This is a genomic window from bacterium (assembly GCA_030685015.1).
Lineage (GTDB): Bacteria > CAIWAD01 > CAIWAD01 > CAIWAD01 > CAIWAD01 > CAIWAD01.
On sequence record JAUXWS010000085.1, the window covers coordinates 1 to 15,910 of the forward strand.

At 69.8% G+C, this 15,910-nt stretch carries 13 protein-coding genes; 2 read left to right on the forward strand and 11 right to left on the reverse strand.

Features of this window, described 5'->3' with window-relative positions; translation table 11 throughout:
• From Q8O14_12105 to Q8O14_12155, 11 genes are all read right to left on the reverse strand, one after another.
• The coding region (locus Q8O14_12105) for a transglutaminase domain-containing protein (protein ID MDP2361471.1) at positions 1-1,162 on the reverse strand (1,162 nt) is incomplete at its 3' end.
• 253 nt (positions 1,163-1,415) lie between these two features.
• A complete protein-coding gene (locus Q8O14_12110) occupies positions 1,416-2,231 on the reverse strand; it encodes an ion transporter (GenBank protein MDP2361472.1) in 816 nt (271 codons plus the stop codon).
• Positions 2,232-2,412: 181 nt separating this feature from the next.
• Positions 2,413-4,536 carry a hypothetical protein gene (locus Q8O14_12115; protein ID MDP2361473.1) on the reverse strand — a complete coding sequence of 708 codons (2,124 nt, stop codon included), beginning with the start codon at positions 4,534-4,536 and terminating at the stop codon, positions 2,413-2,415.
• Complete coding sequence (gene tsaD / locus Q8O14_12120; protein MDP2361474.1) at positions 4,533-5,564, reverse strand: tRNA (adenosine(37)-N6)-threonylcarbamoyltransferase complex transferase subunit TsaD; 1,032 nt, start codon at positions 5,562-5,564, stop codon at positions 4,533-4,535. The genes Q8O14_12115 and tsaD overlap by 4 nt, the downstream gene beginning before the upstream one ends.
• Positions 5,561-6,547, reverse strand: coding sequence for a YbbR-like domain-containing protein (locus Q8O14_12125; protein MDP2361475.1), 987 nt, complete (start codon positions 6,545-6,547; stop codon positions 5,561-5,563). The genes tsaD and Q8O14_12125 overlap by 4 nt, the downstream gene beginning before the upstream one ends.
• Positions 6,548-7,996 (reverse strand): potassium transporter TrkG, encoded by a 1,449-nt coding sequence (locus Q8O14_12130; protein MDP2361476.1) that lies wholly within the window; start codon positions 7,994-7,996, stop codon positions 6,548-6,550. It abuts the gene before it with no gap.
• Between the two features lie 47 nt (positions 7,997-8,043).
• Positions 8,044-9,495, reverse strand: a complete 1,452-nt coding sequence (locus Q8O14_12135; GenBank protein MDP2361477.1) for a TrkH family potassium uptake protein — start codon at positions 9,493-9,495, stop codon at positions 8,044-8,046.
• 4 nt (positions 9,496-9,499) lie between these two features.
• Positions 9,500-10,846, reverse strand: coding sequence for a Trk system potassium transporter TrkA (trkA, locus tag Q8O14_12140; protein ID MDP2361478.1), 1,347 nt, complete (start codon positions 10,844-10,846; stop codon positions 9,500-9,502).
• Positions 10,843-11,415, reverse strand: a complete 573-nt coding sequence (locus tag Q8O14_12145; protein ID MDP2361479.1) for a hypothetical protein — start codon at positions 11,413-11,415, stop codon at positions 10,843-10,845. Before Q8O14_12145 ends, trkA begins: the two co-directional genes overlap by 4 nt.
• Position 11,416: 1 nt before the next feature.
• On the reverse strand, positions 11,417-12,685 hold the full coding sequence (serS, locus tag Q8O14_12150; GenBank protein MDP2361480.1) for a serine--tRNA ligase: 1,269 nt from the start codon (positions 12,683-12,685) through the stop codon (positions 11,417-11,419).
• A 121-nt stretch (positions 12,686-12,806) separates the two neighbouring features.
• Positions 12,807-14,015: a 6-phosphofructokinase gene (locus tag Q8O14_12155; GenBank protein MDP2361481.1), complete on the reverse strand. Its 1,209-nt coding sequence runs from the start codon at positions 14,013-14,015 to the stop codon at positions 12,807-12,809.
• Positions 14,016-14,186: 171 nt separating this feature from the next.
• Between Q8O14_12155 and Q8O14_12160 the strand changes: the two genes are divergently transcribed.
• A complete protein-coding gene (locus tag Q8O14_12160; GenBank protein ID MDP2361482.1) occupies positions 14,187-14,996 on the forward strand; it encodes a hypothetical protein in 810 nt (269 codons plus the stop codon).
• 491 nt (positions 14,997-15,487) lie between these two features.
• A complete protein-coding gene (locus Q8O14_12165; protein MDP2361483.1) occupies positions 15,488-15,898 on the forward strand; it encodes a T9SS type A sorting domain-containing protein in 411 nt (136 codons plus the stop codon).
• Positions 15,899-15,910 lie beyond the last annotated feature (12 nt).

Consider the following 15,910-nt stretch of genomic DNA (forward strand, 5'->3'; position numbering starts at 1 on the left):
CCGCCGGGCGCGCCGCCGGGGGGCGGTAGTCCGCCGCCGCGGCCAGGGGGCTCCGCCCGGGCTTGTCCAGGACCATGCGCGCCTTGCGCTGGCCGGCTTCCACGTGCAGCTGGGCGGAGCGGCCTTGATGCTCGGCCGTCACCCACCAGCTGCCCTCGCCGCAGGCCAGTTCCAGCCGGCCCTGGCCATCCGTGCGCTGGGCCAGGGCGGGGATCCAGCCGCCATAGTTGAAGAGATGGAAGACGATGCGGCAAGCGGGCAGCGGCCTTCCACGCCCGTCCACCACCTCCAGGCGCAGCGTCTTGACGGGACCGTAGACGGCGGTGGAGTTGACGCTGGTGCTGCGTCCCTCCCGCCGCAGGACGGGCTCGGCGCCGGGGGGGACCGCGCCCCAGGCCTGGCTGACCACCAGCATGGCCCGCGCCGCCGGGCCGCTGAACCAGGCCTCGCCCAGGGCCGGGGCGGGTTCGCAGGCGCCCAGGTAGGTCCAGGCGCCGTCCACCCACAGCTCCACCCAGGCGTGATTGTCGTCCATGTGGGCCCAATAGGGTGTGTAGCATTGACGGGCGGGAATGCCCACGCTGCGCAGGGCGGCGATGGCCAGGATCATCTCCTCCTCGCAGCGGCCGTAGCCGGCGCGGAGGGTGGTGAGGGGGTCCTGGTCGCGGCCGTCGGTGGGCCGGTAGGTGGCCTGTTCGTGGCACCAGTGGTTCACCTCGAGGGCGGCCTCGCCCATGGCCAAGCCGGCCAGGCGGGGGGCCAGCTCCGCCAGGAAGGGGCCGCGCCAGCGGGTGAAGGGCTCCTGGGAGACCCGGTGGGGCAACACGTAGTGGCGCCACAGCTCATCCGGCACCTGCGCGCCCCAGGGAAAGTCCGCCCGCGCCCGGCGGGCCAGGCGCAGGTTCTCCACCAGGTCCGCCGCGGCCAGCTCCGCCAGGTCCGACAGGGGCAGGTTGGCCAGCAGGAAGCGGTAGTCCTCCCGCTCCTCCCCCCTCAGCTCCGTCCCGGCCAGCGGCGCGAAGAGCTCCGCGGCCCGCCCCCCGGCGCGCTGGCGCTGGAGGGCAATGAGGGAGTCGAGCACCTGCTCCGCGGCGACCGCACCGGGCGAGAACGCCAGCAAGCAGGCCAGGGTCGGGGCCAGCAGGATGCCGGGCCAGCGCATGGTGCCTCCAGGTTCAGGCCGGGACCGGACAGGCCGGTCCCGGCGGTTCAGCCCAACAGGGCGGACAGGATGCCGCCGCCGCGCACGACCCAGGCCATGTCACCTTGCGCAGGAGCAGCAGGAAGACCCCTGCGGTGGCGACCACGGCGCCCGCCAGTCCCGACGCCTGGTGCCCCGCGAAGATGATGGTGATCACGATGGGCCTGGGCGTCACTTGGCCCTCCTCGGGATTGGCGCCCCCCGTCGACGCGGCTCACAGCCGGGTGCCGCAGCGCTTGCAGAAGTCGGCGTCGCGGTCGTGCCCGGCCAGGGCGCAGGCCGGGCAGGGACCGCGGACAGGGCTGCGCGGGCGGTTTAGTTCCACGGTGACGATGCCGGTGGGCACGGCCACGATGGCGTACCCCAGCAGCATGATGACGGAGGCCAGGGCCTTGCCCAGCGGCGTCGCCGGCGAGATGTCGCCGTAGCCCACCGTCGTGATGGTGACGATGGTCCAGTAGATGGACTGCGGGATGCTCGTGTAGCCGTGGCTGCTCCCCTCCACGATGTACATGGCGGCGCCGAGGATGATGGTGGTCACCAGCACGAAGGAGATGAAGATGGACAGCTTGCGCCGGCTGCCGCGGATGGCCGCCATCAACACGTCGGCCTCGCCCACGTAATGCGCCAGCTTGAGGATGCGGAAGACGCGCAGGATGCGCAGGGCCCGCACCACCTGGAAGAACTGGGCGCCGGGGAGGACCAGGCTGAGGTAGGTGGGCACGATGGAGACCAGGTCGACCACGCCATAGAAGCTGCGGGCATAGCCCAGGGGGCGCGGCGCGCAGAGCAGGCGCAGGACGTACTCCACCGTGAAGAGCAGGGTGAAGGCCCATTCCAGGGCGACGAGGATCGAGCCCCAGCGGTCGTGGACAGTCGCGACGGAATCCAGCATGATGACCAGCACGCTGGCCAGGATGCTGGCGATGAGCACCAGGTCGAAGGCCCGGCCGGCGCGCGTGTCGTGGCCGAAGATGACGGTGTGGAGCGTGCGGCGCCAGGGCTTACGTTGGGCTTGCGGAGGGTTCATCGCAGCTTCCTTTCAACTCGTGGGAGTGGCCTGGAACCCCCATCCCGGCCTTCCCTCTGCCAGGGGGAAGGAGCCCGGGCACCCAGGGCTGAACCCCCATCACGGCCTTCCCCCGGCGAGGGGGAAGGTGGCCGGGCGCCCAGGGCTGGCCTCCCATCCGTCCCCAATCATGGCGGAGGGATCAGAGCAGGCCGTTCACCCGCCGCCAGATCCACTCCCCGGCGATGAGCAGCAGGAGGGCGGCGAGGATCCAGCCCTCCCCCGCCAGTTCCCGCTGGCGGCCGGCGCGGCGCAGGAGGGGCCGCGTCTCCAGGCTGTCCAGCGCCTCGCCCGAAGCCAGCCGGGCGCGGTCTTCGGCGTCGTCCAGATTGAACAGGCGGCCGCCACCCAGGGCGGCCATCTCCCCCAGCAGGCGCTGGTTGCGGCTGCCGTCCAGACTCTCCGGGCTGCGCTCCTCCACCAGCACGCGTCCGCTGTCGGCCAGCTGGGGGCGGTCCCCCAGGCGGGCCAGGGCCAGCCAGCGCCATTCCCCGGGCGGCAGGGCGGGCAGGGTCCCGGCGTAGGCGCCGCCGCCGCGGGGCTCCAGGCTGAGGCCGCGCGCCAGAGAGTCGGGGCCGAGCAGGCGCAGCTCGATGGAGGCGCCGTCCCGCGGGCGGCCGTCCTCCTCGCGCAGGCGGGCCTCGAAGGCGAGCGGCGCCCCCGCCGGCAGGGCCTCGCGATCGGGCCGCACGCGCAGCAGGCCCTGGACCGGCGCGGCCAGCAGCCAGTCGGCCAGGCCATCGACCAGGTCGCGGGCGCGCCGGTTCCCCCCCAGCGAGAGCTGGCTGCCCACGCCCCAGCGTCCCAGGCCCTGGACGGTGAGCCAGGCCTGGCGCAGCTCGGCCTGCTGCCGCAACAGAAGCAGGGGCCTCCCCTCGGCCGACTCCAGCAGGACGCGGCCGCCCGCCGGCGGCGCTCCCCCGGCCAGGCCGCGGGTGGCGGCGAGGGGCGGCATCTCGGCGTAGATGGCGCGCAGCTCCGCCAGGCTCTCCTCCGGCCCCAGCAGGGCGTGGGCCTGGGGCACGCGCACGCCGCCCGCCGCGCCGGGCCGCCAGGGACCCAGGCCGCGCTCGAGGGCGGGGGCGAGGCGCTCCAGATCGGCGCCCTCGCCGTCCAGCCAGAGCAGGGGCTTGCCCGGGAGGGCGCCCGCCACCAGCGCGGCCAGCTCGGGGGAGCGGCCGCGCAGTGGCCAGTGGGCCAGCACCAGCAGGCGGGAGCGCTCGATGGCCCGCCTGAGGTCGGCCAGGTCCACCCCGGGCCGCTCGGGCATGGCGAAGAGGAGATCGAGATCGGGCCGGGCCTCCAGCACGGAACGAAGAAAGCCCAGATCCTCCGAGGGCCGCCCGGCCAGCAGGAGGATCGGCCGGCGCGCCTCCTCGACCCGCACCTGGACGGCGCGCCCGTTGTTTTCCGCGGTGCGCTCGCCGCCGCCTTCCAGCACGGCATCCAGGCGCAGCAGGCGGGGGCCGGCCACCTGCGGCGTCCATTCCAGCTCCACGCGCTGGCGGGCGCCGTCCACGCCCAGCTCGAGGGAGGCGACGGCCAGCTGGCGCCCCTCCTCGCTGAGCGTCACCCGCGCCGTGCGCCCGCCCAGGCCCCGGCTCTCCAAATCGACGGAGATAGGCTGGGCTCGTCCCAGGCGGGCTTGGCGGTTCAGCTCCACCTCGCGCAGCACCAGGTCGGCCACGGGATCCAAGCGGCCGGTGCCGGCACACCAGACGCGGGCCGGGAGGCGGCGCACCCGCTCCAGGGGCCAGGCGCCCGTCGTGGGGTTGCCATCCCCGACGAGGAGCAGGCCGGTCCAGTGCTCGCCCTGCATGGCCCGCTCCACGCCGGCCAGGGCGCCGTCCAGGTCGGTCTCCACGCCGTCGCCGGGCAGGAGGGGCGCTTCCGTGGCCGACAGCTCGCGCAGACCGCCGTCATAGGCGAAGAGGCGCAGGCGCACGCCGTCGAGCCGGCTGGCCAGCTGGGGCAGCCAGTCGCCGTGGTCGAGGCGGCCCACCAGGTGGCGCAGGCTGGCCGAGTTGTCGAGCAGCACGGCCAGGGTGGCCGGGCGGCGCTGCACCTCGTTCCAGCGCAGGCGCGGTCCGCAGAGCAGGAGGATGAGGACCGTCCACAGCGCCAAGCGGGCCAGGGCCAGGCCGCGCCGCAGGCGGCGGGAGGGCTCCGGCCGGGTGACGCGCAGGCTCCACCAGGTCAGCCAGGCGGCGGCCGGCCAGAGGAGCAGGGGCCACCAGCGGGCGAGGTCGAGGGTCAGGTCGGTCACGTCAGCTCCCTTCGGGCGGTCCCGGTGGAGGCCTGCTCCAGATCAAAGCGCGGGGTGGCGTCCTCGTGCCGGGGACTGCGCTCGCCGCGGAGCAGGCGGCCATGGGCGGCACGGGCGATCATCACGGCGTTGTCCGTGCACCAAGCCAGGGGCGGCAGGGCCAGGGGCAAGCCGAGGGTGGCGCAGGCCGCCTCCAACTGGGCGCGCAGGCGGGCGTTGGCGGCCACGCCCCCGGCCAGCACCAGCTGGCGGGCGCCCGTCGCCTCGGCGGCGCGCAGGGCCCCCCGCGCCAATTGGTCGCAGACGGCCTGCTCGAAGGAGGCGCAGATGTCGGACACGTGCGCCGCGCGCCAGGCCGCGTCCTGGGCCCTCAGGCTGTGCAGCACGGCGGTCTTGAGGCCGCTGAAGGAGAAGTCGAAACCCTCGCGCCCGGCCAGGGCGCGGGGATAGGCGAGGAAGGCGGGGTCGCCCCCCGCCGCCGCGCGACCGATGGCTGGTCCTCCCGGCCAGCCCAGACCCAGCAGCTTGGCCACCTTGTCGAAGGCCTCGCCCGCCGCGTCGTCCAGCGTGCGGCCGATGATGCGGTAACGGCGCGGCTCCTCCATCAGCACCAACTGGGTATGCCCGCCCGAGATGACCAGCACGAGGCAGGGCAGGAGGGGCTCCTCCTCGACGAAGCTGGCGTAGATGTGCCCTTCCATGTGGTTGACGCCCAGGAAAGGCAGGTCGCGGGCATAGGCCAGGCACTTGCCCAGATGGTAGCCCACGAGCAGGCTGCCGGGCAGGCCCGGCCCGCGGGTGGCGGCCACCGCCGCCAGGTCTCCGATCTCCAGGCCGGCCTCGGCCAGCGCGGCGTTGATGACGGCGGGCAGGACGCGCAGGTGTTCGCGGCTGGCCAGTTCCGGCACGACGCCGCCCCAGTCGCGGTGGACAAGCTGGGTGGAGACGACGCTGGACAGGACCCGCGCCCCGTCGATGAGGGCGGCGGCGCTTTCGTCGCAGGAACTCTCGATGCCGAGGAGGATCATGGAGCCGGTGGTCCCAGCGTGTCCGGCGCCTCGGCCGCCGGGGCGCTCCGCTTGCCCAGGATGCGGAAGAGGGCCGGATCGGGGTTGGTCCAGCTGAAGCCCTCCGGCACGATGATGCGGCAGGGCGCCTCCCGCTGGTCGGGCGCCAGGCGGGTGAAGTCGAGCACGGCCTCGATCTGGTCCTTGTCGAAGGCGGCGAGGGCTTTTTCGCCGCCCACGACGGTGAGGGCCAGCTGGCGCGGCCGGACCGAGAGCGGCGCCGGCAAATGGAGGACGCGCAGCGGGATCCCCGTGAAGCGGCGCTCGGCGCGGCGCTCCACGGCGGCGTGGAGGGTCACGGCCGCCGGCTCGAGATCGACGGAGGGCCAGGGCCGCTGGAGGGGAACGACCTCTTCCACGTCACGCCGGCGCGCGGGCAGCTCGACCAGCACCGTCTCGACCTGGCTGAGGGTGTCCAGCACGCTGCGCGGCCCCGTCACCTTGACGTGGCCGGGATTCAACTCCGGCAACTCGGTCAAGACCCAGCCTTCGCCGGCCTCCACCCTTCCCTTGAGGCGGACGGGCAGGCGGCGTGTCTCGAGGCGGTCCACCTCCAGGGGCAGGATGGCGGGCAGGATGCCGGCCACGCTCAGGTCCACCGCCCCGATCAGCTCCACGTGCCGGCTGGTGAGGGGGACGCTCTCGCCGCCGCGGCCGCCCTCCACCCGGACCAGCCCCTCCCCGAAGAGGGCAAAGACGAGCAGGCTGCGCCCCTTGCCGCGGAGGAGGACCTGCACCTCGGCGGGCGGGCGCGTCACCAGGGTGCGACCCTCGGCCAGGTCAAGCTGCAACTCGAGGGGCAGATCGAACTCGATCTCCATCTCCTCGCTTGTATGGACGAAGAACCAACTGACGGCGGCGAGCAGCAGAAGCACGAGCTTGACCTGCAGGTGCCGGGTGAGGGCGGTGATGATCTTGTTGAGGCGGACGATCAGGACTCTCATCTAGCGTTTCCAGTAGTGGACGCTGAACATGACCAGTATGGTGAAAAGCTCGAGTCGGCCCAGCAGCATGAGCCAGCTGAGGAGCAGCTTGCCCGCCGGGTGGATGCCGGCGTAGTTGCCCGCCGGACCCAGCTCCCCCAGCCCCGGCCCGATGTTGCTGAGGCAGGCCAGGGTGCCGCTCAAGCCCGTCTCGAGATCGTGTCCGAGCAGGGCCAGCACCAGGGTGCCCAGGGCCAGTTGGAGCAGGAAGACGACAAAGAAACTATGGATGGCGGCCACCAGGACCGGCGGCACGATGCGCTCCCCCAGCCGCACATGCAGCACGGCCCGCGGCGAGATGAGGCGGCGCAGCACCAGGCGGGCGCTGGCGACCAGCACGCGGATGCGCACCACCTTGACGCCCCCGCCCGTGGAGCCGGCCATGCCGCCCACCATCATCAGGCCCAGCAGGCCCACCCGGCCGAAGGAATGCCAGGCGTCGAAGTTGTCGGTGGAAAAGCCGGTCGTGGTCAGGATGGAGACGGCCTGGAAGGAACCGTCGATGAGGGCGCCGGGCCAGGGCCGGTCGTGGGCCAGGACCAGCATCGCGGCGAAGGCAAGGGAGGCGGCGCCGGCGATGCCGGCATAGCAGCGCCATTCCGGATCCTCCCAGAGGAGGCGGAGCCGGCCGGTGCGCAGCAGACGGAAGTAGAGGACGAAATTGATGCCCGCCATGAACATGAAGCATGTGACGACCAGATGGAGGTAGGGGCTGTCCCAGGCGCCCAGGGAGAGGGTGCGGGTGGAGAAGCCGCCCGTCGCCATGGTCGTGAAGCTGTGGGCCGCCGCGTCGTAGAGGGTCATGCCCCCCGCCAGCAGCAGGAGGATTTCCAGGGCGGTCAGGCCCACGTAAATGCCCCACAGGATCTTGGCCGTGTCCGACAGACGGGGGGTGAACTTCTCACTGGTGGGGCCGGGCGTCTCCGCCTTGAAGAGGTGGAGGCCGCCCACCCCCAGCATGGGCAGGATGGCCAGGCCGAAGAGGACGATGCCCAGGCCGCCGATCCACTGCATGAAACAGCGCCAGAAGGCGATGCCGTGGGGCAAGCGCTCTGGATCGGCCAGGATGGAGGCGCCGGTGGTGGTGAAGCCGCTCATGGACTCGAAGAAGGCATCGATCCAGTGAGTCGTGTGGCCGCCCAGGTGGAAGGGCAGGGCGCCGCAGACAGCCATCAGCACCCAGCCGAGGGTGACCACGGCGAATCCTTCGCGCACGGTCAACTCCCCGCGGCTGCGGCGGGTGGCCAGCACGGCCAGCGCTCCCGTAAGGGCGGTCAGCCCCGCCGAGGCCAGCAGCACGCCAACGTCCCCCCCTCCGTGAAGGAGGGCAACCAGCCAGGGCAGCAACATGCCACCGGCCAGGAAAAGGAGGATCCAGCCCAGGACGTGGGCGACGCGCTTGCTCTTCATTGCTTGGAATTAAGCAATCCGGCCGCCCGGTCGCTTGCCCTGATCACTCAACGGCGCCAGAAGTGGCGGCTGAAGACGACCAGGACGGTGAGGAACTCAAGGCGTCCCAGCAGCATGTCGGCCGTCAGGAGGAGCTTGATGTCGGCGCCCAGGTGGGCGTAGTTGCCCATCGGTCCCATCCGGCCCAGTCCTGGGCCCGCGTTGGAAAGGCAGGCCGTCACGCCCGCCACCGCTTCGTCAAAGGCACAGCCCTGCCAGGCCAGGTACAGCGTGCTGATCCCCCAGAAACAAAAGTAGAAACCGACGAGGGCCATCACGTCGAGGATCAATTCGTTGCCCAGCGTGCGGCCACCGAAACGGGCGGGCGAAATGGCCTGCGGTTGAAGGGTGCGGCGCAGCACCTTGCGCAGGATGGCCAACACCATCCCCAGCCGGATCGTTTTCAGTCCACCGGAGGTGGAACCCGCCATGCCGCCCACCACCATGAGTCCCACCAGCGTGAGGCCGGCGAAGGAGGGCCACAGGTTGTAGTCCTCCGTGGCGAAGCCGGCCGTGGTGAAAAGGGATGCGACCTGGAAGGCGCTTGCCCGCAGGGCGCGCGACCACTCCCAGCCCAGTTCGCCGATGAGCAGGATGCCGATGAGGACGGTCGCGGCGACGAAGAGGCCGAGAAAGAGACGCAGTTCCCCGTCACGCAACACGGCGCGCCAGTCCCGCTTTCTCACCAGGATGTAGTAGAGGGTGAAGTTGATGCCCGAAAGCAGCATGAAGACGGTGATGACCCACTCGATGGCCGGACTGGCGAAGGTGGCGATGGAGGTGTCTCGGGTGGAGAATCCGCCCGTGGCGATGGTGCCGAAGCTGTGGGCCACTGCGTCGTAGAGGTCCATCCCGAAGAGCCAGAGCAGGGCGGCGCAGGCCACGTTAAGGGACAGGTAGACGATGAGCAGGATGCGCACCGTGTCCTTCAGCCTCGGAGTCAGCTTCTCGGCGATGGGTCCGGCGGCCTCCGCGCGGAAGAGCGACATGCCGCCAGCGCCCATCATGGGCAGGATGACGAGGGCGAAGAGCACGATGCCGAAGCCGCCCACGAAATGGGTGAAGCAGCGCCAGAAGCCCACGCCGCGGCTGAGGGCGGAAGGTTGGGTGAGAATGCTGGAGCCAGTGGTGGTGAAACCGCTCATGGACTCGAAGAGGGCATCGGTGAAGGCGGGAACCTGTCCGGAAAGCACGAAGGGCAGGGTGCCAAACAGGGCCATGAGCAGCCAACTGAGGGTGACGGCGGCAAAGCTCTCGCGCACGGTCATCTCGCCCTGGACCCGTCTTCCCGCCAACACGGCGGCCGCACCCGTCCCGGCGGTGATCAGCGCGCTGCCCAGCAGGGCGACGCGATCTCCCTCGCCGTGATAGCAGAAGCTTATGGCCAACGGGATCAACATGGCTACGCCCAGACAGAACAGCACCCAGCCCAGGAGTCGTCCAATGCGAAGTACTTTCATCCGATCATCCGAAGTACTTCTCGAGGTCGGGCAGGCGCTCGTCGAGGGTGACCACCATCACCAGGTCGCCCGGCTCCACCTGGTCCTGTCCGCGGGGCACGAAAGCGGCGCCGCGGCGCTGGATGCCGGCCAGGAGCGCTTGCTCGGGGAGGTCGAGGCGGGCGATGGGCTGCTTGCAGAGGCGACTCTCCGGCGGAATGCGGAAGCTGGCGACAAGCGCTCCCGAGCCGGAGAGGGTGAGGCGCTGCTGCAGCTGGCCCACGCGGATGTAGCGCAGGATCTCCTGGGCGGCGATGAGGCGCTCGTTGATGCCCACGTCCAGGCCGATCGTCTTGATGATGGGCATGTAGTCCGCCCGCCGCACCAGCGTGATGGTGCGTTTCACCCCCAGGTGCTTGGCCACGAGGCAAGTGATGATGTTGTCCTCCTCGTCGCCGGTGAGGGAAAGGAGGACGTCCATGTCGCCCAGGGCGTGCTGGGCCATGGTGTCGATCTCCTTGCCCGAGGCGCTGAAAATGTCGATGCGGGGCAGGCGCTCGGCCAGGTCGTACTCGGAGATCCAGGTGTCGGTGTGGGTGGTGAAGAGCTTGACGTTGGCGCCGCCCACTTTCTGCAGGTCCTCGGCCACCGCCACGGCGATGCGGCTGGAGCCGAGGATCATGACGTGGCGGCTGCGGGCGTCGGCGATGCCCGTCATGCGGAAGATCTCGACGGAATCGCGCGAACGCACGGCGAAGGTGACGGTGTCCCCGGCGCGCAGCACGTCCTCTCCGCGCGGGATGCTGGTGAGGCCCTGGGAGACGCGCGCCACGATGCGGTAACTGATGCGGTCGTACTTCTGCGCCAGCTTGATCAGGTTGCGCCCGTCCAACGGGCCGCCCTTCTCCACGGTGAGGGAGATCATGCGGATCTGCCCGCCCAGGAAGTCGCTGTAGTCCTTGACAGCGCTGTGGAGCAGCAGGTCCATGATCGCCTTGGCCGCCGCCTTCTCCGGGTTGACGGTGAGGGTGGCCTGGCCCAGGCGCTTGATCTCCTCGGTCAGCTCGTCGCTGCGGATGCGGGCGATGCGATTGGCCACGCCCAGGCGCTCGCCGGCCATGCAGGCCAGCAGGTTGATCTCGTCGATGTTGGTGGCGGCCACCAGGTAGTCCGCGCCTTTGGCGCCGGCCTTCTCCAGCACACTCTGCAGGGTGCCGCTGCCGTGGACGACGGCGATGTCCAGCTGGTCGGCCAGCTCCTGCAGGCGGGGGCCGTTCTGGTCGACGAGGGTGACGTCGACCTGGGTCTCGCGGCTGAGGACGCGGGCCAGATAGCTGCCCACGTCCCCGGCGCCGATGATGATGACTCTCATGTTGTCCCGTAATTGACACAAGCCTCGCCGGCGCAGGCGCCGTCCATGGGGCAGCCTGCTCCGCCCAGCAGGCCCTCGCAGCGGCCGCAGGAGGGGGAGGGGCGGGCTTCCGCCCGATCGGGGCGCGACAAAGCCTCCGCCCCGCCGTCTCCCAGCAGGCGGTCCAGCACCACGCGCCGCCCCGCCTCCTCGGCGGCGGCCAGCGCCGCCACGCAGGCGGCGGGGTCCTCGCCCAGGCAGACGATCTGGCCCTCCAGCCTGACCAGAAGCCCGCCGCCGGGCAGTCCGCCCCGTCCCTCGGGGTCCGTCCCCAGTTGAAGGCCCCCGGCCGCCAGCCCGTAGAGAAGGGTGACAGGAAAGGCGGCCCGCTCCCGCCGCGCCGCGCGGCCGTCTCCCAGCACGCGGCATAGCCGCGCCAGCAGCCGCTCCTCCAGGCGATCCGCCTGGTAGCGCAACAATCCGTGGTCGTGCGTGCGCCAGAGCAGGCCCGCCCGCTCCGGCAGCAGGCCACAGCGCCGGCCCTCCTCCAGGGCCCGACGGGCCCCTTCACGGTAGAAGGCGGCCTCCATCTCAGCCGATCCGCTCGCGGCCGCCCATCCAGGGGCGCAGGGCGGGCGGCACCGTCACCCCGCCGTCCTCCGTCTGCCAGGTCTCGAGCAGGGCGACGATGAGGCGGCTGGTGGCCAGGCCGCTGCCGTTCAAGGTGTGCAGGAACTGGGGCTTGCCCCCCTTGTCCTTGTAGCGCATGTTGCCGCGCCGCGCCTGGAAGTCGGCGAAGCTGCTGCAGGAGCTGCATTCCAGGTAGCGGCCCTCGGCCGGACTCCACACCTCCAGGTCGTAGGTGCGGGCGCTGGCGAAGGAGAGATCCCCCGTGCAGAGGGCCAGCACGCGGTAGTGCAGGCCCAGGCGGCGCAGCACCTCCTCGGCGTGGCCGCGCAGGGCATTGAGGGCGGCGTCGCTCTCCTCCGGGCGCACGAACTGGACCAGCTCCACCTTGTTGAACTGGTGGACGCGCAGGAAGCCGCGCACCTCCTTGCCGTAGCTGCCCGCCTCCCGCCGGAAGCAGGCGCTGTAGCCGGCGTAGCGCAGGGGCAGGCTCTCGCCGGGCAGCACCTCGTCCCGGTGCAGGTTGGTGATGGGCACCTCGGCGGAGGGGATGGCGAAGAGCTCGTCCTTCCCGCAGTGGTACATGTCCTCTTCCATCTTGGGCAGCTGGCCCGTGGCGGTCATGGACTCGCGGTTGGCCAGGAAGGGCGGGAAGACCTCGGTGTAGCCGTGCTCGCCCGTCTGGAGGTCCAGCATGAAGTTGATCAAGGCCCGCTCCAGACGCGCCCCCAGCCCCTTGTAGACCGGAAAGCCGCTCCCGGCGATCTTCGCCCCGCGGGGGAAGTCGAGGATGTCCAGCGCCTCGCCCAGCTCCAGGTGGTTGCGCGGCGTGAAGGCGAAGGGCGGCTTCTCCCCCCACTCCGCCACCACCACGTTGTCCCGCTCGTCGCGGCCGACGGGGGTCTCCGGGTGGGGCGTGTTGGGCAGCCGCATGAGCAGCCAGCCCTGCCGCTCGTCCACCTCCTTCAGCTCGGCGTCCACGGCCTTGATGCGCTCCCCCACCTCGCGCATGGCGGCGATGCGCGAGGCGGCGTCGCCGCCCGCCCGCTGCACCTCGGCGATGGCCCTGGACTCGGCGTTGCGCACGGCCTTCAGCTTCTCGCTCTCCTGCAGGAGGGCCAGGCGCCGGCCATCCAGGGCCAGGATCTCGTCCAGGTCCAGCTCGGGGCTTTTGGTGCGCAGGGCCGCCAGCACGGCCTCGGGCTTCTCGCGGATGCGGCGCAGGTCCAGCATGGGGGACTTCCTTGTGCATGACAACGGCCGGTGGCGGACCAACCGCCCCGGCCGTTGCGTCAGGGTTCGCCGGAAGGTCGAAACTGGCTCCCGCTCATCCAAACCGGCGGGCGCCGCCGGATCAGTAGTCGCCGGTCATGATCATGAGCGGCTTGGCCTCGAAGCGCTCGTAGACCGGCCGCAGGCGGTCCGTCGAGTAGAACTTGGCCACGTCCACCAGCTTCTTGGTGCTGGTCACCACACCGATGGGCACGTGGTCGTAGCGGCCGTTGCGCACGCAGATGAGGCGCCCGTCGTTGCCGTCCAGGATGAGGTCCATGGCCAGGTTGCCGAAGGCCATGGGCACGATGGAGTCGGTGGCGTCGGGGTCGCCGCAGCGCACCAGGTAGCCCAGGCGCTGGTTGATCACGTTGATGCGGCGGCCCTGGTTGTACTTCACCGACAACTCCTTCAGCTTGCTGCTGACCAGGTCGCCGACGCCGCCCAGCTTCTTGTGCCCGAACATGTCCTGCTCGTGGTTCTCGTAGGCCATCTCCTCCATGCCCTGGAAGCGCGCCCCCTCGCTCACCAGCGCCACGCTGTACTTGGAGGGGTTGGAGAAGCGGTCCGCCGTCATCAGCTCGCAGAGGCGTTCGATGTCGAAGACATGCTCGGGGATGACGCAGCGGTTGGCCGCTCCCGCCATGGTGGGAAGCAGGGCCGTGTACCCGGCGTAGCGGCCGAAGACCTCCAGCACCAGGAAGCGCTCGTGGCTGCCGGCGCTGGTGCGCAGGGCGTGGGTCAGCTCGATGGTGCGCGTCACGCAGGTGGAAAATCCGATGCAGTAGTCCGTGCCCGGCACGTCGTTGTCCATCGTCTTGGGGATGGCCAGGACCCTGACGCCCTCTTTGTGCAGGCGCACGCCGTAGGAGAGGGTGTCGTCGCCGCCGATGGGCACCAGGTGGTTGATCCCCAGCCAGGCCAGATTCTGAAGCACTTCCGCGGTCAGGTCGTTGGTCTCGGCGCCGTAGGCGTCCAGCAGGTGCTCGGGCACGTTGGCCTTCGGCACGTGGCTGGGCCGCGTGCGCGAGGTATGGAGGAAGGTGCCGCCCGTGCGCCCCACCTTGTTGACGATGTTCTCGGTCAGCTCGATGACGCACTCGCTGTTGTCGGCGCCCTTGTCGCGCTTCAGCTCGATCAGGCCCGCCCAGCCACGGCGGATGCCCAGCACGCGGTAGCCCTCGCGGATGGCCCGCACGGTGAGGGCGCGGATGGCCGGGTTGAGTCCCGGCACGTCGCCGCCCCCCGTCAGGATGCCGATCGTCCCCTTGTTCGTCTTCACCGCCGCCATGGCTGCTCCTTGCTGCTTGACGGGACCCAATGTAGCGCCTCGGCCCCGTCCCGCGCCGGGGCCGGCCATCAAGCCCCGCCCGAATTCGCTTGTCCCTGGCCCTCGGCTTTGCCGTATTTGAGCTGTGAGCACCGGCCTGCCCCCGGCCGCATGCAAACAGGAAACACCGCCATGCCTGTCTGCCTCCTGCTGCTTTGGATTGGCCTGGCTCTGGGCGCTTGGGCCAGTGTGCTGCGCGTGCCCTTCCCTTTCGGACAGATCCAGTGGGCGATCGACGCCAGCCAGGCCGGCGACACGGTGCTGGTCGAGCGCGGCGTCTACCGCGAGCGGCTGACGATCCCTGTCCACGACTTGACGCTGGCCTCGCGCTGCCTCTACACTGGCGACACGCTCGACATCGCCGGAACCATTATTGACGGCGAACTGGAGGGCACGGTGATCACCGTGCTGGCGGGCGAGCGGCTCTTCCGGCTGAACGGCTTCGTGATCACGAGGGGTTGGGCGGTCTTCGATACAACGGTCACGGGCGGAGGAGTCTGGGTTCAAGAAAGGGCGGACATCCAGTTCGAGAATCTCGTGTTCACGAACAATGGAACGGAATTCGGAGCGTTTGGGGCCGCCGTGTGCGGCGGCTTCCCTTTCAACGAGATCGGTTCCGCCAAGATCCACAATCTGCAGATCACGGACAACAACCACCTGCCCGGGTCGCACTGGGAGCCGGATAACTACGCCTTCGCCCTTCGCGGAACCGGGCGGTTCGAAGTCTCCAACATATTCTGCAATGGGGCAGGACTCAACGATCCGGCCTTCTTTGTCGCCAGCTACGACAGCCTGTTCGCCGACTCGATCCGCGTGGTCGGCTATGTCGGCAACTTTGCCTCGGTGTGCGGTCTGCGGAGTTCGGTGCATCTCGATGTCGAACACGTGCGCATCCTGGATACATTCGTTGGCGAGTGCGGCAGCGGTTTGATAAGGAACTAAGGAACTGTCAGTTCATTCGTAACAACCGATTTGCACTGTGGTATTACTCGTTCGACGATAGTGGAACAGTACGGTTGCAGAATACGCTATTTACCGGAACAAGAATGCAAGAGTTTTATCTTCCTTATCCTCAGTTGCAGGGTGTATTCTCAATTCACAGTTACAATCTCAACGAGGGGTCAATAACTGAAAACGTAACTGTAACAGCCTGTTCGACGGCTTCTGCATTAGGTCTAGGATCGAACACACAAGGTCCTGCTTTTGTGCGTAACTTGTTGTTCTGGGATAATACCTATGAGTCCTTCATCCGACCATATGGGTATGGAGATGAACAACCGGGCGCCTTCTCGTATTGTTTAGTAGACCACTTGCTCCCTGGAGCCGGCAATCTGGTCATAGATCCTCAGTTCGATGACCAACTGGGTGCACCCTGGTTGGGCGCTGCCTCGCCTTGCATCGATGCTGGCGATCCGAATCCTTTGTACAACGACATGGAAGACCTTGCCGCCCCCGCCTTCGCCTTGTGGCACAGCCAGGGCAGCCTGCGCAACGACATGGGCTTCACCGGCGGGCCGCGGGCCGCCGTCTTCGACACGGCCTGGGTGGCCCTGCCGCGCTGGGAGCCGCGCACCCAACCACAGGCCTTCACCCTGGGCGCGCCCTGGCCCAACCCCTTCAACCCGGTGACGCGCATTCCCCTCACCCTGCAACATCCCATGCCCGTCCGCCTCGTCGTGCACAACCTGCTGGGGCAGCAGGTGGCCGTCTTGGTGGATGGCCTCCTGCCGGCGGGCACGCATCACCTGCCCTTCCAGGCCGGACGCCTGGCCAGCGGCCTCTATCTGGTCACGCTGGAGGCGGCGGGGCGGGCGCAGACGAGGACGGTGACGCTGCTGAGGTAGGGCAGTGGGCGG